A 15,241-nucleotide genomic window follows, 5' to 3' on the forward strand; every position below is an offset into this window, starting at 1 on the left:
AGTGGCGCAATGGCATGGAGTGGGGTAGGTTCGGATGGCCCGGCATGGGCTGGATCAAGGAGGAAGCGATGGAGTGCTATATCTGCCTGGGAAATGCAGAAGAGAAACCAACGCAGGGCGATCGAAAGCTAGTCGAATGCCCAAACTGCGGTTCGTACCTGATTACAGGAAGTTTAATCTCTGAGCTGACCGCTTCAGGGCAGCACCTCGATGAGGTGCATACCGGGACCTGGCTCACCGATCGCCGAAGCACCGTGGCAATTCCTATGATCAGTACTGCTGACGCCTACAAAGTGGCTAGGACTTCCAGCTCCTAATCACCGCAGAAGCAGTCGATATCCTCGGTCACCAGGCCGGCTGCTTCGAAGTCGAAAGCTTCCTGAGTTGCCATCCGCTCGGCGTACCACCCCATGTGTGCATACTTCGGGCGGTCCTGGCGGAAGACCTGGCCGAACTTCTCTTCGGTGCCTGACCACCAGAGCACCCGCTTCGGGTCTTCGATGATGGCGCGGTAGAGCTTGTCCTCGCTCTTCTTCCAGCACAGATCGCAGTTGCCGAGGTCTGAGTCGATGCCGAGATCGAAGGGCTGCTCGCTCCAGAACTCCAGCACTTGCTCCTTGGTCACGCCGTCCAAGTAGAGCGGGGTGAAGTGCTCCCAGCGAGTGCCGCCGCGGGCGTTAGCAGCCATCATCCGGTGGTACCTGCTCGGCTCATCGTGGCGAATCCCAACAACGCAGTCCCAATGGTCGTAACCGAGACTGCGCATGTGCTTCTCGCCGATCTTGATCTTCAAGAAGGCCGTGCACATGTTGTTGGCGAAGTTGGGGAGGATCGGTGGTAACCCCTTCTCTTCTCGCCGGTAGCTGGCGTAGTAGTCGAGCATCATGTCGAATGGCTCACTCTCTCGACTGGCAGTGTTGAAGTCGACAAGCCGGTACCAGGGGGCGTCCTTCGGCTGCCCCCAGACTCTGCACCATTCCATCCAGATGACCGGAACCGCCCAGCGCTGGGAAATTTCATTGATGAACTCGAGTGTTGGCTCCACCTCCTTCCCAGTGTTCTGGAAGAACACATGCACATCAGGCGGAAGCACGCCGTTATGAGCATCAAGGATCTTGCGCATCATGTAGCCGGATGTGCGGCCTCCACTGAGACCGATCTGCGCCGGCCCCTTGATGAAGTAGGGGTTCATGGTTTCTCCAGGTAGAGCGCCGCCGCGCCGCGAGTGCAGCGGATAGCAGCTATGTTTATTTGCTGGTGCTAACTGAAATCAGCAGGGGACTGAGCAATGCCCAGGGATCGTTCAACAGAAGAAGTGCGCGTCACGTTGGCTGAGCTGTCGTTCCAGGACGAAGCGGCCGCACTGGTGTTGGAGCGCGCGGCGCTTGAGCTGCCTGACAGGCTTAGCGGCGAAGTAACGGAGGTCATCGAGCTACTACGCAGGCAGGCGGCGACCCTTCGATCGCTGGCGGAGCGGGTGCAAGAAGGTGGTATAGCGGTGCTGCAATGAATAATGCCGAGAGACAACTGCTAATGGCCCTGCGCACGACGTCGTTCAACAACGCAGCCGTGGCGGACCGTCTTAGCGCTTTGGCCAGGCAAATACCGGAATTGGACCGCGAGTTACGCGCTATGGCCGCTCAGCTGGAGAAGGACGCCGACACCTTGGAGATCTTCGTTAAGGAGATCCACGAGGGGCGGTTGTCACGCGTACCTTGATTCTTCGCCGCTCTGTGGTTGAGTGTTCGGAGAGCTAGAGGCTGTGGTGCGACGGCGACGCGCAAAGTCAGCACGGGCCTTCGCAGTCATCTGAAGCAGTTGCTGCAACGATGGTTGGACCTGTTCCCTGGTTTGCATGGCTGATCCTCCGCCGATGTGATTCCGCTCACATAGTGGCCACTTGTCATCACGCGAATCTTGTCTCCGCTCCCGCGAAGCTGCAGCAAGTTGACTATAGCTCCTGCGCATCGAGCCGCGCGGCCTCTTGCTGTCCGAGCCTGTCGAGCTGGCGCGCCACGAAATCTGATGGAGTGAAATCGTGGCGCGGGATGGCGAGGAGGGGAGCGGAGCCTTCCGGGCCCGGGTCATGGGCATGCATGATCAGCAGCTGTATCGCCTCGGCCTGCTCCTCGATGCCATGCCAGCGCATCAGGTTCTCCAGCATTGCGCGGGTACCGCGGCGCACTCGGTGGCGCAGCTCTGTCTCGTCCAGGCGCTGGCGCTTCGCCGCGGCTGCCGCTGAGCGTTCTTGCTGAGACTTGGCCATCACCTGACCCTCGCGAGAGTGATGCCGAACTGCTTGGCAACGCTTCGGATCAGGGTATGACTGACGCCAAACATTGCTGCGCAGGCCATGCAGCCCATGTCGGCATGGGGCCGCAACCGGTTGGCCAGCTCCTCGCGCCGCCGGTATGCGCGCTCTGCGTGGGCTCTGTTCTTCGTAACGATGTTGCCGCGACTGCTGATCAGTACCGGTTCATCGGTGCGCTGGCGCTTGATCGGTGCCGGCGCCAATGGCTCGCTACGCGCTGGACGCGGTTTCGGCTCGAAGCCTTCCAGCTGATCGACCGCGCCGCCGGCACTCAGGAAGGCGGCCACGGCCTCTGCCAAGTCAGCGCGAGCGTTGTTCCGCGCCGCGACCGTGGGGAGGTTGAGGGTGGTTGCGCTCTCCATCAGCCTTCCGCTCCTATGTCATCGCGCTTGCGGATGGTCAGGCGCTTGGCGTAGGCCATGGCCTCGGCGTAGGAGCGGCGGAAGCCAGCCGGTTTGTCGGTGGCGGTGTCCACGATGTGCCAGAAGCCGCGACCAGTCGGGCGGATCTGGTAGGCCGGCTTCTCCACCACGATGGTGCGGCGCTCCTCGAAGGCCGCGCGGGCGGCGGCGGACAGGGTCAGCAGCTGGGCCAGCTGCGGGCGAATGTTCAGCTGTTGCATGGCGATCACCTCGTCTGGGTGGTGGCTTCCTTTGGGCAGCACTCCAGCGCGCGGCTATGCGCCGGTGGGCGCCGCGGAGGAGTGCTCTCGAAAGGGATCGGGGAGGGGAAGGTGGAAAGGCCCGTCCGACGGGGCCTTTCCGTGCTCACGTCCGCCTTATGTCGGTGAGCGTTTCGCGGCTCGCCCGGCTTGTTGCCGAACTGCCAGGGCTATCGGTTACATGGCTGCATCCTCCCTGCATGGTTCAGCCGGAAGCGCCGGCCGGCGCCTGAATAGGGAGCGGGCTGAGAGCCCGCAAAAGGCCCGCGGGTGGCGGGCAAGGGTGCCAACTCTGCAAGGAGCTGATGCTTACGCATCGGGGAGTGATCTGGCCGGTGCTGATCTCCGGCTTTGTGGTCCGCGACGCAGCAGGCACCACGCTCTCTGCGTCTCTCCGTTGCGCATCAGTCTGCGCATTCAGATCACTCTCCGATGCGCCCTGGCTGGGCCAGGGGATCGGGTCAGGTATTGAGTCGGTGTGCACGGGTGACGTAGCACCAGAGCGGCCAAAGCTGCATCGCTGCGACAATGTTCGCGTTCGTGCCTTCCCACCCATCCAGCAGCTCTGCTGCCTGCTCACGAATGGGCTTTGCTGATTCGAGTTCAAGACGCCGCTCGCAATAGCGAGCTGCAAACTCGCGGCTGATGTTGAAGACTGGTGCGGCCATGGTCAGGACCATGTCCTCGGCAATCTCCGCCGGGCTGCGACCGTAAGTGGCTGTCATATCAATCCCCTCCTGGTTGTCATCCCAAAGCGCCCTCTGGGGAAGGCGCTTCAGTGATGCATTGGTGCCGCGCGCACCTGCTGGGATATTGCGCGGCTGCATGCTCAGCGATGTACGTATGGCCCGCCGCCGATGCGTGCAGCTCAGGCCTTCAGGTCGGTTGGCTTGGGGCTTCCCTGGTCATGGCGCCGTGCGCGTCGTTCTCGTTTCGCCATGGTCATCGGGCATATGCAACTCGCCGCGTGCAGCCCCGGTGCCCAGTTGGTTTAGGGCACACGACGAGAGGTCCGGCGCGCCTTTCGCCGAGGCTTGGCGCGCTAATTCGATTCGGTGTCTCCCCAGTCCACTACTGGTGGCTCTGGTCCTCACACCTGCTTGCCGGGTCATTCACACGGTTTGGCGTTTCGCCGCGCTTCCACCCTGCAGCCCCTCAGTTGGCTTACGGATGGGTGCGCCGGTCGCCGGTAGCGGCAGGTGCTGTATTCGTCATTGGGTGCGTTGTTAAAGAGCGTTCGGCTCGGTGGCCTGGCGCCGCAATACGCTGGCGTTAAACAAACAATACGAACACGTATTGGTCATGTCAATACGTATTCGTATGGAAATCTGCAGAGCATCGGAAATCTGGAAACCGGTTGAAGGGCGATTCGTTTATGAATACTGTATGCACATACAGTATTGGCAAGGAGCTATGGAAATGACGAAGCAAGCGGTCTCGGCATCCAAGGGAAGCGGCATCCACACGCTGGATCGTCTGCGCCTGCGAATCTCGGCGATGGTGGGAAGCCCGAAGGCTCAGGCCGATCGGCGCGCGGTGATCTGGCGCCTGGACAGCGACACGGACGAGGCGTGGAGACAGGTGATGGACGAGCTGGCGGAGACGGATGGTTTGACGGTGACCAAGCTCGAGGACGGGACCGCTGTCCTGGAGTGGCAGCCGAGCGAGGAGGAGGGCGAGGGCGCCCAGGAGGAAGAGGAGGAGCTCCCGGCCGACTTCAGGGTGCAGTATCTGCACGATCAGCCTGCACCGTTCTGACTTGAAGTGATGGCATTTGGCCTGGTGGTGCGCGAGTATTGATCACACAACCTTGGAATGGAGTCCGCTTATGAGTTCGCTATATCGAGCCTTGAGCCTCTACGGAGGGCCTGCTGTTCTCACTACGGCAGGAGTTATTGGTATGGCTCTGGTCGACCCCTCACCGGCAGCGGCGGTGGGTGTTCAGCAGGTACTGGCTCCGCTGATGCGTGCGGTGTTCTTCGGGGCATGCGGTGCAACGATCATCGGGGCGCTATGGGGCGCTTGGAGTGTGTATCTGGAGTACCGCTGGGCTCGGGGCGATCTGGTCGGCGGCTGCGATCACTGTGGCGGCCCAATGCGTCACAAAGAGGGACGCTGGGGTGACTACAGCAAATGCATCATGTGCGGCTCGACGCGAAGTGGCTGGCACTGACCAGAAACAAGAAGCCCCGCTGATGCGGGGCTTATTTCAGGCGGATAAAGATGTGGCCGGAAGCTCGGCTTCGTCTGGGATTTTTAAGCCACTCTTGAAGAACATGACTTCGTCGCCAAGGTACCGCTCTTGCGCGGAGTACGACAGACCGTAGGTCAGCCCCTCTTTTCCCTGATACATATCGCGGATCTCTTTCGCGTTATCGTAGGAGACCACCCAGGGCCTATTGAACTTCTGAGGCTTTAGAATTTTCGCAATTTCCAAGTGATCAAAATGATCATAGAAATTTCTATAAAGACCTCTACCCTTCACGTAATAGGGGGGGTCGAGATAGATAAGAGACTTGCTTGGTAGGAAGTCATTGCACCTTAGTAATAGATCTCGAGCGTCTTCGCAGTAAACAGAAATCGAATCTGCGTATTCTGCAATCTTGGTGATCCGGCTAGCGAGCGCATCCTTTTTGAACCGAGCGTCAAGCTTGTATGTGCCCGTTTGTGCTTTTCCGCCAATAACCCCACCTTTCAGAATTCCGGAGCGATTTGTACGATTGACAAAGAGGGTAGCGAAGCCCCGCTCAGCTGGGCTGACTTCGTACTCGCCAAGCATAACCGCGCGCCAGTAGTGCCACTGCTCGATGGTCACCGGGGTGTCACGGAGCAAGCGCAGCACGTCGTCGGCGTGCAGAGTAACCGATAGCCAGAATGCATTTACTGCTGGATCAAGGTCATTGATGTGGACGTGTGAGGCATGCCCATGGAACAAGAGTTCAAGCGCCACCCCAGCTCCGCCGGCATAGGGCTCAAGGTAATGGCCGCCTTGTAGCCGGTTCAGCTCCATCACCTTCGCGATGAAGGGCGCAAAACGGGCCTTCCCGCCGGGGTAGCGCAAGGGAGTGTAGAGCTTGTTTGAGTACATCGTGTTTGAGTCCTGTGGGGCCGCAACCCCATGGTAGCGGCGCGCAGTATACTTGGCCAGCTGTCAGATCGTGAGCTTGGCCGTGCGAACGGCAGCCGATTCGAGGTCCGCCTCGAATTGCTCCACCTGGTCCGGATGCTCTGCTAGCCACTGGTCAACCAATCCCCAGTCTTCGATTATCTCCAGCCGTTCGTTCCACCACCTTTTCGCTGGCTCTCTTTTTGTAATATCAGTGTCACAGTTCAGAAGGTGTTCATGAAGCTGGTCGCTAGATATGTTGTTCTCTTCGAGGTATTTACGAGTTTCTGGGTACTTTTGATTATTTCCAGCAAGGACTTTCACAAATTCATATATGGTGCGCTCGGGAGAGAAACTGGCTCCGTTGGCAGCTTTACCACCTGGCAGCTTAACAACGTTTTTTGGCGCGCCTTTTCCTTTTTTGATACTGGCGTCTGCGTCCACGACGATCAAGACTGTCTTGAAATGCGGATCAAAAGCCTGGAGTCCTTGTAGATTATTGCAGCCAACGCTGATTGGGATGGCCTTTAAGGTGGCGCCGCATTGTGACTTAATGCTTCGCACTAGTTTTCTGGTTAGTAGCTTGCTCAAGAAAAAGTTTGCTTCAGCGTCTTCCAGATATATCTTTAGATACTTTGGTTTCTCTCGTTGCTTTACGATCTTCTTCGGCGGCGTCAGATTCATATCGTTGCGAATGTTCTGCAACGTCGCATTCGCCATTACTCTAGGTTGTACCGTATCAGTTATATAGATAACTGAATCAGGGCTCTTGCCGTTCCCTCCGACAGGATTGTTCTCCGGGTGCACGGCTTCGATCATGCATAGTGAGTGAGTGGTCGCAATGACCTGGATTCTAAATTTTTTCGCGAAGGTGCGAATCGCTGTTATGAGTTTTTGTTGGGCGTGAGGATGGAATCCTGCATCCAGTTCATCAATTACCAAAAGCCCGCCAGGGTACTCGCTCCACTCGCGACTAAGCTTTTTAAAGGATGCCAATGCTGTCGCGATGGCACTTAAACTATCTTGGCCAAGTGATACACTTTTTGGGGAGTGACCGTACTCTGGATGCTTTGTTATTTTATTGGTTTCTTTGATGGATTGGGTGGTGATTGATTTTTTTAGATCTGCAAGATTCCCATTGCCGATGACACTGTGCACGAAGTCAGCAATGAACTCTGCATCGCTTGCTTCAATGCTAGTGTCTACGGAGTTTATCACCATCTCAGGGTCGGTTTCGCCAATGGGGATCATTCGCGTCATCCCCAGGTACATGGTCGGAATGGGTACCTTTGCAGCGACGCCAATTTCTATTGAGTTCTCGGGCTGGGCAAAGTGTTCGTCCGGTTTGTTTCTTGGTACGACGCGAGCCTCTAAGCGCGTAGTTTCACCATCTTTATTTTTGACGGTTCGCTTTGATAGTGCGCACCGTTTGAAAAATTCTTGCCCGTTAATGTCGTATTTCAATACAGGGTTGGGAAGGGTGTCGTCTTTCTGGTGTTTCAAAAATTCAGTTTCATAGTCTATGTGAATGATTTCATTCAGTAGCCCACGAAAGATCCTTCCCGTGTATGTGCTGTATTGCCTGGAGGTTAATCCGGATCCGTTTGCCACTAGTGCTAAAATTGTAGACTTTCCAATTCCGTTATGTCCGGCAATCAAAGTTATTCGATCAGAGAAATCTATCTCTATGTCTTTGAGTTTCCGGAACTTCGGAAGCTCTATGGAAAGCTGTTTTAGTTTGCAGTTTTGCATTTAACTTCCCTGTCTCAATTCTGTTTTTGTTGTGCAGTTGGCTTGTTAAGATTTCTCGGTGTCTTGACTGGTTGACGTTAAGTCAGTTGGCTACCCATTCAAACTAGATGAGCGTTCCACACCAGCAGCACGCGCGCATGGATATAAGTCTCATCCATCCGGATGACCCGATCTTTGTGCTGCTTGTTGTCCGAGATCATCTCGAAGTGCTCGGCATCCTGGACCTGAAGGCGCTTGATGTAGAGGTGGCCCTGCCAGGTGAAGATGAAGATCCCGTCGCCGTCGAACTCGCGAATGTTGATGTTCACGATCATCGGATCGGCGTGCTTGATGGTGGGCGCCATCGAGTGGCCCCAGCCGTACACCATCTTCAGGTGGTTCGGATCATCGTAGGTGACGCCGAGCTTGCGTAGCTGTTCCTGGCTGACCTTCACGTCCCGCAGCATCTCGGGGTAATCGGCCGGTACCTGGCCGTTGCCCATGGCGCCGCGGATGTCGTAGTGCGCGATGCTGATCTCGTCGCCGACCGGGCCTGGCCGGGAGAAGTCGGCGACGATCACATTCGAGCCGGCGGCGGCCTGCGCATCCTCGGCGGCAGCCTGCAGAATCTGCTGGCGCGCAGCGGCACCGAGACCCTTGCCGTGCTTTTCCAGCATCTCCATTACCTTGGCGGCAGAGCTCGTCGTCGCTGTGTCTCCGCGGCTTCCAAGCGGCGCGGTCCCGATCCCGGTCCATAGCCACTCGACAGAGCAGCCGAATGCCTTGGCAATGGCCTCGATGTTGTCGCGCCTGGGGCTCTTCGATTCGCCCTTGATGATGCGGTGCACGGTGGGCTGATTGATGCCAGCACGGCGGGCGAGCTCTCCCTCGCTCCACTCGAGCTTCTGCATTTCGGCTTCGATCCGTTCGCCAATGTTCATGGTTTCGCCAATAGAAAAACGTATTGCCCGAGTGTATTGCTCGGATCGATACGTGTGCGTATTATGATCAATACGAAAGCGCATTGGAGATCTCCATGACCGTCAAGGAAATGATCGCCGCGTTGGTCGAGCAGGGGCTTTCTCAGAAAGCCATTGCCGACCTCGCAGGCACTACCCAGCCCACCATCCACAGGGCGTCCAAAGGCGCGGGGGTCCGGTACGAGACCGGGAAGGAAATCGAGCGGCTCTACAACGAGCGCGTTCCCTCAGCCGCCTGACCTGTAACTACAGATTGCCAGCAGCCCTGTCCGGGCTCCACGGAAAGAATCCAGAGGATTTACGAATGCAAGAGTTCCTGAGGGCGTGCCACGACGCAGTAGAAGACGCCGGGGCCAAGGAGCTGGCGGCCAAGATGGGCTTGCCCCATGTGAGCCTGCTGCAGCGCGCGAACCCGGACAACGACTCGCACAAGCTGACCATCAACCACCTCTACCAGATCCTGCTGCACACCGGAGACCTCCGGCCGCTGCAGGAGCTGGCGCACAACTTTGGTTTCCACCTGGTGCGCCGCGATGTTCAGCCGGCCGACTGCCTGGCGAACGCCACGCTGGCGATGGCGAGCGAAGCGGCAGACGTGACGAAGGCGGCCATCGAAGCGCTGGCCGACGGCAAAGTCACCCGGATGGAGTTCAAGCGGATTGAGCGGGAAGGGGAGGAGGCGAAGAAGAAGATCGACGTCGTCATCGCGACCGCGAAGGCGAAAGCCGGGGCCCGATAAAAACAAACCCCGGCCAGGTGTGGGGACACGGCGCCGGGGTTCAGAACACAGGAGGCAGTATGCACATCACTTCTGATACCAGCAACACCGCGCCACGAAGTCACCTTGTGCAAAACGTGGCGCAGGCCGAGATGAGTTCGAGCGAGATCGCGGCGCTTACTGGCAAGCAGCACAAGCACGTCATTCGCGATATCCGCGAGATGCTCGACGCCTTGGCCAAGGATGGTCCAGTTCTGGGCCATGTCCGAGAAGACCGCGATGCGCGGGGCTACACCACGAACTTCCACCTTGATCGCGAGCTGACCGAGACGCTGATCACCGGGTACAGCGTCCCATTGCGCCGCCGGGTCATCCGCCGCCTTCACGAACTGGAGGAGGGCGCCAAGGTTCCGGCCATCCCTCAGACCTACGCCGAGGCACTCCGGGCAGCCGCGCTGCTGGCGGACCAGAACAGCGAGCTGCGCCTGGTGGTGAGCGAGCAGGCCCCAAAGGTCGAGGCCCTGGAGCGGATCGCCGAGTCTCACGGGACCATGTGCCTGACCGATGCCGCCAAGCACCTCGGCATCCAGCGCCTTCGCCTGCTCGACTGGATGCGGGCCAACCGCTGGATATACCGCCGAACCGGCTGTGCCCACTGGCTGGCTTACGAGCCGCGCATGGCGTCCGGCCTGCTGGACCACAAGGTGACCGTGATCGGCACTGACGACCTTGGCGACCGTCGCCTGGCTTCGCAGGTACGCGTCACCCCGAAGGGACTGACCAAGCTGGCCGAGAAGATCGCAGAAGGGGTGTTGTGATGGCTGGTGACTGGATCAAGATGCGCACCGCGCTGGCGGATGACCCTGCGGTGATTGCGATGGCTGATCGTCTCGGCGTAGACGAGTTCTCGGTGGTGGGTCGCCTTCATCATCTGTGGAGCTGGGCAGACAGTCAGTCACGCGATGGTCACGCTGTTGGCGTGACGGTTCGGTGGCTAAATCGCTATGTGCAGTGCGATGGCTTTGCCGAAGCGCTTGCCCATGTTGGCTGGCTGACCATCGACGACCAGGGGATCAAGTTCCCCAACTTCGACCGCCATAACGGTGAAAGCGCCAAGGCACGCGGTCTGGCGAAGAATCGCAAGCAGAAGCAGCGCGCAGGCGTCACGGACGAAGCGGGACAAGAGTCACGCAACGAGCGTGACGAAGGCGTGACCAGAGAAGAGAAGAGTAAAGAGCAAACAAACACTGGTGCGGGTGTGCCTGAGCCTGCGGGCGAGCAGGGCGGCCCGCAGCCGATGACCCTCGACTGGCAACCGGACGCCACTGTGCTCCGTGCCTACTCGATGCGCGCCGGCCTGGCCATGGCTCAGTTCACCGACGAAGTGATCGGCGCGTTCAGCGTCCACCACCACAGCAAGGGCACCATCGACACGCCAGCAGGCTGGGTAGGGCAGTTGGTCGGCTGGGTTCGTCGTGACACCACGCGCTCCGTCAGCCAGCGGCCTGCTCTGCGCGCCGTTCCCAGCGGCCAGTCGGTGGACTTCGAAAGCACTGGCTGGCTGGCAGGAGACATGCAATGAATCGCGCCGGTCAGATCGCCACCAGGGTGGCCAATCGTCCGCCGCAGCCGGCCGATGCCATCATCCGCAGCCTGGACGATGACGGCCGGAAGTCCGTGGAGACGCTGGTGAACAAACTCTTCCGCGAGATCCGTGGCGCTCGCTCTGGTTGGCGGCAGGCCTGGCCGACGACGGAGGCCCTGGACGCAGCAAAGGTGAGTTGGCTGAAGACCTTCCTGGAGAACGGGATCGGTGATTGGGACAACCAGGTGGCCTACGGCATGCAGCGTCTGCGCGCAGAGCCCAGCGACTGGGTGCCTTCCCCGGGCAAGTTCGCCACTTGGTGCCAGCCAACTCCCGAAGCCCTCGGCCTGCCGCCCCTGGAAGTCGCCTACGCCGAAGCGCTCAGCAAGAGCCACCCAGCCATGGCGGGCGAGGCGCGTTGGAGTAGCCCGGCGGTGTATCACGCCGCTGCACGCGCCGGGTTCAGCAAGCTGCAGTGTCTTGGTCGATCCGATGGACTGGCGGCCCTGGAAGAACAGTACCGGCGCATCAGGCAGCAGTTGGTTCGGGGAGAGCAGCTCCCACCGGTCCCGCAAGCAGCCATTACCGTTCAGCCGCACCGCACGCCGGAGGTCGGCCGAGCCGCCCTGGCCGAGCTGCGCGCCAAGCTGAAAGGAGCACGACATGTCTGACCTGACGCCCCTGAAGTGGCGCGCCAAGCAGGACGCAGCCGGCAAGGAGATCCCGAAGTGCTGGCAGACCGATAGCGGTTACACCGTGGCCGAGGTGGAGCGCACGGCGATGCGGTTCGCTGTCACCCGCCCTGGTGGCAAGCTCCCGTCGTTCTACACCAAGACCCGTGATGAAGTTCTGGCGGTTATCAAGGCCGACATGCAGGCCCACGAGGTTACCCATGCTGACGCCTGAGCAGATCGTCGCCATGACGGGCGAGCAGTTGCTGGCGGCCAAGGCTGCAGGTACTGCGCGCGCAAAGCTCAACAGGGAGTGCCAGTGCTTCGCGGCGGGCGTCAAGACCAAGCGCACGCGTGGCGGCTCGAAGATCCGGGCCCGGCGAGTGGCGAAGACGGATTGGTCGAGGCTCCGCAAGCTGGAGGATCAGGAGCGCGACATCAGGGCCGAGCTCTACCTTCTGGACGAAGAGATGAAGCGGAGGGCTCATGCCGAAAAAGAGCGGGCCTGACTTCAAGAAGGAGCTTGTGCCGGTCCAGCGTTGCCGCACCTGCATGTCGAAAGGTGTCGTCGAGGGCATCTTCTACCAGCTCCCATGCGAGGACTGTAAGGGCATTGGTTGGGTGGCGCAGCCAGGCCATGAGGCGAGCCTGGAGGAAATAGCGCGCGCCCTGGGTGCGAAGGTGAACAAGGCCGAGAACGATCTCGCCGAGCGGATCCGCATCTCCGTCATCGCTGGCAAGAGCGACAGCGAGTGGAACAACAAGAAGGGCCCAGGCGGCTCTCACTATCGAGGGGATTGACCAATGCGACAGTCCCTTCAGAAAAAGCCCAAGGCGAAGAAGTGCAAGCAATGCCGAGCGCCGTTCAGTCCCGATCGCCAGTTGCAGGCTGTATGCAGCCCGCTTTGTGGTTTGAAGTTGGTCGCCGCGCAGCGCGAGAAAGATCGGGTGGCGTTCCAGCGCCGGGAGCGGCGCGAGATCAAGGAGCGCAAGGAGAAGCTGAAGAGCAGGGCGGATCACCTGAAGGAGGCTCAGCAGGCCTTCAACGAGTACATCCGCCTGCGCGACGCCGACAAGCCCTGCATCTCTTGTGACCGCCACCACCAAGGCAAGTACGACGCCGGCCACTATCGATCGGTGGGTGCATGCCCCGAGTTGCGCTTCGACGAGGACAACGTCCACAAGCAGTGCTCGCCCTGCAACACGCAGCTGTCCGGGAACATCCTGGAGTACCGAATCCGCCTCATCCAGCGCATCGGTGTCGATCGAGTGGCGCGACTGGAAGGTAAGCACGAACCGCTGAAGCTCAGCGTTGAACAGATCAAGGCCCTGAAGGCCTACTTCCGCGCCAAGGTGCGCGAGCTGAAAAGGGGAGCGGCATGAATAGCGAGAGGACCACCGAGAGCTTGCTGGAGCAATGGGGTATTTGGGTCAGGCAGGGCACTGGAAACCTGTCGTGCGCGGCCCCGAGCTGGTCTCTGCCGACGGCACGACTGACTGATGACGAAGGGCTCGAGATAGACAGACTTGTAGCGATGCTGGGGAGGCGTCACCCCGAGCGCGGCGAGGCCCTGATGCGCTACTACACCACGGGGAAGACCTACAAGCAGGTGGGCGCATCCCTCGGGATGGGCGAGGAGCGTGCGCGCCAGACAGTCATGGCGGGAGTCGCTTGGGTGGATGGAGCTCTAGAGGCCAAGCGCGCAAAACTAGCCGCTTGATTTCCCCGGGGAAAAACCCTACAGTTTGCCATAGAGTGCAGCTTGCTGCGCAACCAACAGAACCCGGCCATCGCGCCGGGTTTTTTCGTCCTGAGATGTCGCTTTGCTATTGAAATGATATTGAACGCCCCCATACCTCCATCTCCCTACCTGCAATGGAGATGTAGATATGTCCGATTTCGTGAAGGGCGACGAGGTCCAGCTGAAGTCCGGCGGTCCCAAGATGGTGATCTCCGAGTTGGGTGACTTCAGCCCAATGGGGCCGACCGAAGGAGCGCGTTGTGTGTGGTTCGACAAGACGAAGAAAATGGAAGACGTGTTCGATGTAGCAGTGCTTAAGAAGGCCTCCGCATCGGGGATTGGCACAGTCGCTGTTCGTCGAGGTTAGCCAAAAAGCTCCAACCAACAGCCCAGCCATAGAGCTGGGCTTTTTGTTGCCCACGATTTTAGGTGCGCGCTCCTTGCTCCTTGCTCCTTGCTCCTTAGCCCGCAGCACGCGCGGGCCTTTTATTTACGTAGTGCCAGGGCTGGCCAAGCCTGGGGACACACCCATGAGGAATCACACCATGACCGAGCCGGCCTCGACAGCAGTTGGCGGGATCGCGCTCTACAAGCTCGGCGCCTTTGGCTTCTTCGCCATACTCGCCGCCATCCTGGTAATGGCAATGACCCTGCCCAAAACGGTTCGGGAATTCGTTGTCGCAATGACCTGCACGGTGGTGTCGAGCGTGTGCGGCGGGGCGTTCGTGGTCCGCTGGTTCGACCTCGGAAGCTGGGTACAGGACGACGTGGGGATGATCGCCATTTGCGGCATCATCTTTGTCTGCGGCCTCCCTGCCTGGGTTATCGTCCGCGCCTGGTTCGCTTGGAGCGAGGCCCGCAAGGGTGTCGGCCTGCCTGATCTGGCAAAGGAGTTCCGTGAAGGAACGGGGCTGTGATCAGTATCAGTCCGGGGACGGTCAGTGACTTCCTCGATGAGCTGATCGACCTCGAGGAGAACCAGGTGCCGTTTGCTGCGGCGCTCGCGCTGACCCGCACCGCTCAGGCTGTCGAGCAGGTGCTGGTCAGCCAGATGCGGACCGTGTTCGACCGCCCGACCCCGTACACGCTGAACAGCCTTCGCGTTTTCCCTGCCACCAAGGAGAAGCTGGTGGCCAGGGTGTGGATGAAGGACGAGTCGGTGAAGGCTGAGCCTGCCACGCGCTGGCTTACCCCTGAGATCTACGGCGGCGACCGCCAGACCAAGCGAGCAGAGCGGCAACTGCGAGAGCGCGGCATCTTGCCCGAGGGTAAGTACGTTGTGCCTGGGGCAGGGGCCAAGCTGGACAAGTACGGCAACATGGTGCGCGGCCAGGTCACCAAGGCCATGTCAGGCATCGGTGGCTTCACTCAGCAAGGGTACGACGCCAACGCCACCACCAGTGCGCGCAGCACCAAGAAGGGCAACTACCGTCGCTACTTCGTGATGCATGGCCCTGATCGCCAGCCAATAGGTATTGCCGAGCGCACTGCCAAGGGCAAGGACGGGCTGGCCATGATCCTGGCGTTCGTGTCGAAGCCTACCTATCGCAAGACGTTCGACTTCCATGAGATCGCTCAGCGCGAGGCTGAGGCGAGGTTGCGCGACGAGGCCGTGAAGGCTGTCGAAGAGGCTCGCCGCACCCGTCGCCGCCGGTGAGATGTGGCACGTCACTTCCCCACTGGCTTGGAGTTGTGGCACGCCAAACCCCCGGAAGCTGAAACTTGTGCCCGAAAAA

The 15,241-nt window shown here is 59.7% G+C and carries 26 protein-coding genes; 18 read left to right on the top strand and 8 right to left on the bottom strand.

What is annotated here, in order from left to right; translation table 11 throughout:
• On the top strand, positions 1-317 hold a 317-nt coding region (locus C167_RS34975; protein ID WP_017516529.1), incomplete at its 5' end, for a hypothetical protein.
• Here the strand turns inward: C167_RS34975 and C167_RS0101600 are convergent.
• Complete coding sequence (locus tag C167_RS0101600) at positions 314-1,192, bottom strand: hypothetical protein (RefSeq protein WP_017516530.1); 879 nt, start codon at positions 1,190-1,192, stop codon at positions 314-316. The two genes, C167_RS34975 and C167_RS0101600, sit on opposite strands and share 4 nt — an antisense overlap.
• Positions 1,193-1,288: 96 nt before the next feature.
• On the opposite strand from C167_RS0101600, the gene C167_RS0101605 reads away from it, so the two are divergent.
• Positions 1,289-1,510, top strand: a complete 222-nt coding sequence (locus C167_RS0101605; RefSeq protein ID WP_017516531.1) for a hypothetical protein — start codon at positions 1,289-1,291, stop codon at positions 1,508-1,510.
• A complete protein-coding gene (locus C167_RS0101610) occupies positions 1,507-1,719 on the top strand; it encodes a hypothetical protein (RefSeq protein WP_017516532.1) in 213 nt (70 codons plus the stop codon). Before C167_RS0101605 ends, C167_RS0101610 begins: the two co-directional genes overlap by 4 nt.
• A gap of 232 nt (positions 1,720-1,951) precedes the next feature.
• On the opposite strand, the gene C167_RS0101615 is transcribed toward C167_RS0101610, so the two are convergent.
• The 4 genes from C167_RS0101615 to C167_RS0101630 all read right to left on the bottom strand — a co-directional run bounded on the left by C167_RS0101615 (position 1,952) and on the right by C167_RS0101630 (position 3,697).
• Positions 1,952-2,266, bottom strand: coding sequence for a hypothetical protein (locus C167_RS0101615; protein ID WP_017516533.1), 315 nt, complete (start codon positions 2,264-2,266; stop codon positions 1,952-1,954).
• Positions 2,266-2,673: a hypothetical protein gene (locus C167_RS0101620; protein WP_017516534.1), complete on the bottom strand. Its 408-nt coding sequence runs from the start codon at positions 2,671-2,673 to the stop codon at positions 2,266-2,268. Before C167_RS0101620 ends, C167_RS0101615 begins: the two co-directional genes overlap by 1 nt.
• Positions 2,673-2,933: a hypothetical protein gene (locus C167_RS0101625; RefSeq protein ID WP_037005895.1), complete on the bottom strand. Its 261-nt coding sequence runs from the start codon at positions 2,931-2,933 to the stop codon at positions 2,673-2,675. Before C167_RS0101625 ends, C167_RS0101620 begins: the two co-directional genes overlap by 1 nt.
• 500 nt (positions 2,934-3,433) lie before the next feature.
• Entirely contained in the window at positions 3,434-3,697 is a 264-nt protein-coding gene (locus tag C167_RS0101630) for a hypothetical protein (RefSeq protein ID WP_017516536.1), read from the bottom strand.
• A 694-nt stretch (positions 3,698-4,391) separates the two neighbouring features.
• Here C167_RS0101630 and C167_RS0101635 point away from each other — a divergent pair.
• Positions 4,392-4,730: a DUF1654 domain-containing protein gene (locus tag C167_RS0101635; RefSeq protein WP_017516537.1), complete on the top strand. Its 339-nt coding sequence runs from the start codon at positions 4,392-4,394 to the stop codon at positions 4,728-4,730.
• Between the two features lie 142 nt (positions 4,731-4,872).
• The gene (locus C167_RS0101640) at positions 4,873-5,145 is read left to right on the top strand and encodes a hypothetical protein (RefSeq protein WP_017516538.1); all 273 of its coding nucleotides are present in this window, start codon (positions 4,873-4,875) and stop codon (positions 5,143-5,145) included.
• Between the two features lie 36 nt (positions 5,146-5,181).
• Here the strand turns inward: C167_RS0101640 and C167_RS0101645 are convergent, their stop codons facing one another.
• The 3 genes from C167_RS0101645 to C167_RS0101655 all read right to left on the bottom strand — a co-directional run bounded on the left by C167_RS0101645 (position 5,182) and on the right by C167_RS0101655 (position 8,750).
• Positions 5,182-6,060 carry a DNA adenine methylase gene (locus tag C167_RS0101645; RefSeq protein WP_017516539.1) on the bottom strand — a complete coding sequence of 293 codons (879 nt, stop codon included), beginning with the start codon at positions 6,058-6,060 and terminating at the stop codon, positions 5,182-5,184.
• Between the two features lie 63 nt (positions 6,061-6,123).
• Entirely contained in the window at positions 6,124-7,830 is a 1,707-nt protein-coding gene (locus C167_RS0101650) for an AAA family ATPase (protein WP_081596635.1), read from the bottom strand.
• A 98-nt stretch (positions 7,831-7,928) separates the two neighbouring features.
• Entirely contained in the window at positions 7,929-8,750 is an 822-nt protein-coding gene (locus C167_RS0101655) for an XRE family transcriptional regulator (RefSeq protein WP_017516541.1), read from the bottom strand.
• A gap of 95 nt (positions 8,751-8,845) precedes the next feature.
• On the opposite strand from C167_RS0101655, the gene C167_RS0101660 reads away from it, so the two are divergent.
• The 13 genes from C167_RS0101660 to C167_RS0101720 all read left to right on the top strand — a co-directional run bounded on the left by C167_RS0101660 (position 8,846) and on the right by C167_RS0101720 (position 15,162).
• Complete coding sequence (locus tag C167_RS0101660) at positions 8,846-9,028, top strand: hypothetical protein (protein ID WP_026078733.1); 183 nt, start codon at positions 8,846-8,848, stop codon at positions 9,026-9,028.
• Positions 9,029-9,093: 65 nt separating this feature from the next.
• On the top strand, positions 9,094-9,528 hold the full coding sequence (locus C167_RS0101665; RefSeq protein WP_017516543.1) for a phage regulatory CII family protein: 435 nt from the start codon (positions 9,094-9,096) through the stop codon (positions 9,526-9,528).
• Positions 9,529-9,587: 59 nt separating this feature from the next.
• Entirely contained in the window at positions 9,588-10,325 is a 738-nt protein-coding gene (locus tag C167_RS0101670; RefSeq protein ID WP_017516544.1) for a phage antirepressor KilAC domain-containing protein, read from the top strand.
• Positions 10,325-11,089, top strand: a complete 765-nt coding sequence (locus tag C167_RS33190) for a DnaT-like ssDNA-binding domain-containing protein (RefSeq protein ID WP_017516545.1) — start codon at positions 10,325-10,327, stop codon at positions 11,087-11,089. Before C167_RS0101670 ends, C167_RS33190 begins: the two co-directional genes overlap by 1 nt.
• A complete protein-coding gene (locus C167_RS0101680; protein WP_017516546.1) occupies positions 11,086-11,763 on the top strand; it encodes a replication protein P in 678 nt (225 codons plus the stop codon). The genes C167_RS33190 and C167_RS0101680 overlap by 4 nt, the downstream gene beginning before the upstream one ends.
• A complete protein-coding gene (locus C167_RS0101685) occupies positions 11,756-11,998 on the top strand; it encodes a hypothetical protein (RefSeq protein ID WP_017516547.1) in 243 nt (80 codons plus the stop codon). Before C167_RS0101680 ends, C167_RS0101685 begins: the two co-directional genes overlap by 8 nt.
• Positions 11,985-12,272: a hypothetical protein gene (locus C167_RS0101690; protein WP_017516548.1), complete on the top strand. Its 288-nt coding sequence runs from the start codon at positions 11,985-11,987 to the stop codon at positions 12,270-12,272. Before C167_RS0101685 ends, C167_RS0101690 begins: the two co-directional genes overlap by 14 nt.
• On the top strand, positions 12,250-12,564 hold the full coding sequence (locus C167_RS0101695; RefSeq protein WP_017516549.1) for a hypothetical protein: 315 nt from the start codon (positions 12,250-12,252) through the stop codon (positions 12,562-12,564). The genes C167_RS0101690 and C167_RS0101695 overlap by 23 nt, the downstream gene beginning before the upstream one ends.
• 3 nt (positions 12,565-12,567) lie before the next feature.
• Positions 12,568-13,146, top strand: coding sequence for a recombination protein NinG (locus tag C167_RS0101700; protein ID WP_026078736.1), 579 nt, complete (start codon positions 12,568-12,570; stop codon positions 13,144-13,146).
• Positions 13,143-13,484, top strand: a complete 342-nt coding sequence (locus C167_RS0101705) for an antiterminator Q family protein (protein ID WP_017516551.1) — start codon at positions 13,143-13,145, stop codon at positions 13,482-13,484. Before C167_RS0101700 ends, C167_RS0101705 begins: the two co-directional genes overlap by 4 nt.
• A 169-nt stretch (positions 13,485-13,653) precedes the next feature.
• On the top strand, positions 13,654-13,872 hold the full coding sequence (locus C167_RS0101710; RefSeq protein ID WP_017516552.1) for a DUF2158 domain-containing protein: 219 nt from the start codon (positions 13,654-13,656) through the stop codon (positions 13,870-13,872).
• A 178-nt stretch (positions 13,873-14,050) separates the two neighbouring features.
• Positions 14,051-14,422, top strand: a complete 372-nt coding sequence (locus C167_RS0101715) for a hypothetical protein (protein ID WP_017516553.1) — start codon at positions 14,051-14,053, stop codon at positions 14,420-14,422.
• On the top strand, positions 14,419-15,162 hold the full coding sequence (locus tag C167_RS0101720) for a hypothetical protein (RefSeq protein ID WP_017516554.1): 744 nt from the start codon (positions 14,419-14,421) through the stop codon (positions 15,160-15,162). Before C167_RS0101715 ends, C167_RS0101720 begins: the two co-directional genes overlap by 4 nt.
• Positions 15,163-15,241: the final 79 nt, after the last annotated feature.

Origin of the sequence: Pseudomonas nitroreducens TX1 (assembly GCF_000313755.1) — a bacterium.
GTDB classification, from domain to species: domain Bacteria; phylum Pseudomonadota; class Gammaproteobacteria; order Pseudomonadales; family Pseudomonadaceae; genus Pseudomonas; species Pseudomonas nitroreducens_A.

Bases quoted from the DNA above. Each gene is read 5' to 3' on its own strand.
- C167_RS0101650 (WP_081596635.1), bottom strand. From the start codon at position 7,830: ATGCAAAACTGCAAACTAAAACAGCTTTCCATAGAGCTTCCGAAGTTC.
- C167_RS0101635 (WP_017516537.1), top strand. From the start codon at position 4,392: ATGACGAAGCAAGCGGTCTCGGCATCCAAGGGAAGCGGCATCCACACG.
- C167_RS0101630 (WP_017516536.1), bottom strand. From the start codon at position 3,697: ATGACAGCCACTTACGGTCGCAGCCCGGCGGAGATTGCCGAGGACATG.
- C167_RS0101665 (WP_017516543.1), top strand. From the start codon at position 9,094: ATGCAAGAGTTCCTGAGGGCGTGCCACGACGCAGTAGAAGACGCCGGG.
- C167_RS0101710 (WP_017516552.1), top strand. From the start codon at position 13,654: ATGTCCGATTTCGTGAAGGGCGACGAGGTCCAGCTGAAGTCCGGCGGT.
- C167_RS0101695 (WP_017516549.1), top strand. From the start codon at position 12,250: ATGCCGAAAAAGAGCGGGCCTGACTTCAAGAAGGAGCTTGTGCCGGTC.
- C167_RS0101715 (WP_017516553.1), top strand. From the start codon at position 14,051: ATGACCGAGCCGGCCTCGACAGCAGTTGGCGGGATCGCGCTCTACAAG.
- C167_RS0101690 (WP_017516548.1), top strand. From the start codon at position 11,985: ATGCTGACGCCTGAGCAGATCGTCGCCATGACGGGCGAGCAGTTGCTG.
- C167_RS0101640 (WP_017516538.1), top strand. From the start codon at position 4,873: ATGGCTCTGGTCGACCCCTCACCGGCAGCGGCGGTGGGTGTTCAGCAG.
- C167_RS0101705 (WP_017516551.1), top strand. From the start codon at position 13,143: ATGAATAGCGAGAGGACCACCGAGAGCTTGCTGGAGCAATGGGGTATT.
- C167_RS0101700 (WP_026078736.1), top strand. From the start codon at position 12,568: ATGCGACAGTCCCTTCAGAAAAAGCCCAAGGCGAAGAAGTGCAAGCAA.
- C167_RS0101655 (WP_017516541.1), bottom strand. From the start codon at position 8,750: ATGAACATTGGCGAACGGATCGAAGCCGAAATGCAGAAGCTCGAGTGG.
- C167_RS0101680 (WP_017516546.1), top strand. From the start codon at position 11,086: ATGAATCGCGCCGGTCAGATCGCCACCAGGGTGGCCAATCGTCCGCCG.
- C167_RS0101670 (WP_017516544.1), top strand. From the start codon at position 9,588: ATGCACATCACTTCTGATACCAGCAACACCGCGCCACGAAGTCACCTT.
- C167_RS33190 (WP_017516545.1), top strand. From the start codon at position 10,325: ATGGCTGGTGACTGGATCAAGATGCGCACCGCGCTGGCGGATGACCCT.
- C167_RS0101620 (WP_017516534.1), bottom strand. From the start codon at position 2,673: ATGGAGAGCGCAACCACCCTCAACCTCCCCACGGTCGCGGCGCGGAAC.
- C167_RS0101625 (WP_037005895.1), bottom strand. From the start codon at position 2,933: ATGCAACAGCTGAACATTCGCCCGCAGCTGGCCCAGCTGCTGACCCTG.
- C167_RS0101645 (WP_017516539.1), bottom strand. From the start codon at position 6,060: ATGTACTCAAACAAGCTCTACACTCCCTTGCGCTACCCCGGCGGGAAG.
- C167_RS0101610 (WP_017516532.1), top strand. From the start codon at position 1,507: ATGAATAATGCCGAGAGACAACTGCTAATGGCCCTGCGCACGACGTCG.
- C167_RS0101685 (WP_017516547.1), top strand. From the start codon at position 11,756: ATGTCTGACCTGACGCCCCTGAAGTGGCGCGCCAAGCAGGACGCAGCC.
- C167_RS0101660 (WP_026078733.1), top strand. From the start codon at position 8,846: ATGACCGTCAAGGAAATGATCGCCGCGTTGGTCGAGCAGGGGCTTTCT.
- C167_RS0101605 (WP_017516531.1), top strand. From the start codon at position 1,289: ATGCCCAGGGATCGTTCAACAGAAGAAGTGCGCGTCACGTTGGCTGAG.
- C167_RS0101615 (WP_017516533.1), bottom strand. From the start codon at position 2,266: ATGGCCAAGTCTCAGCAAGAACGCTCAGCGGCAGCCGCGGCGAAGCGC.
- C167_RS0101600 (WP_017516530.1), bottom strand. From the start codon at position 1,192: ATGAACCCCTACTTCATCAAGGGGCCGGCGCAGATCGGTCTCAGTGGA.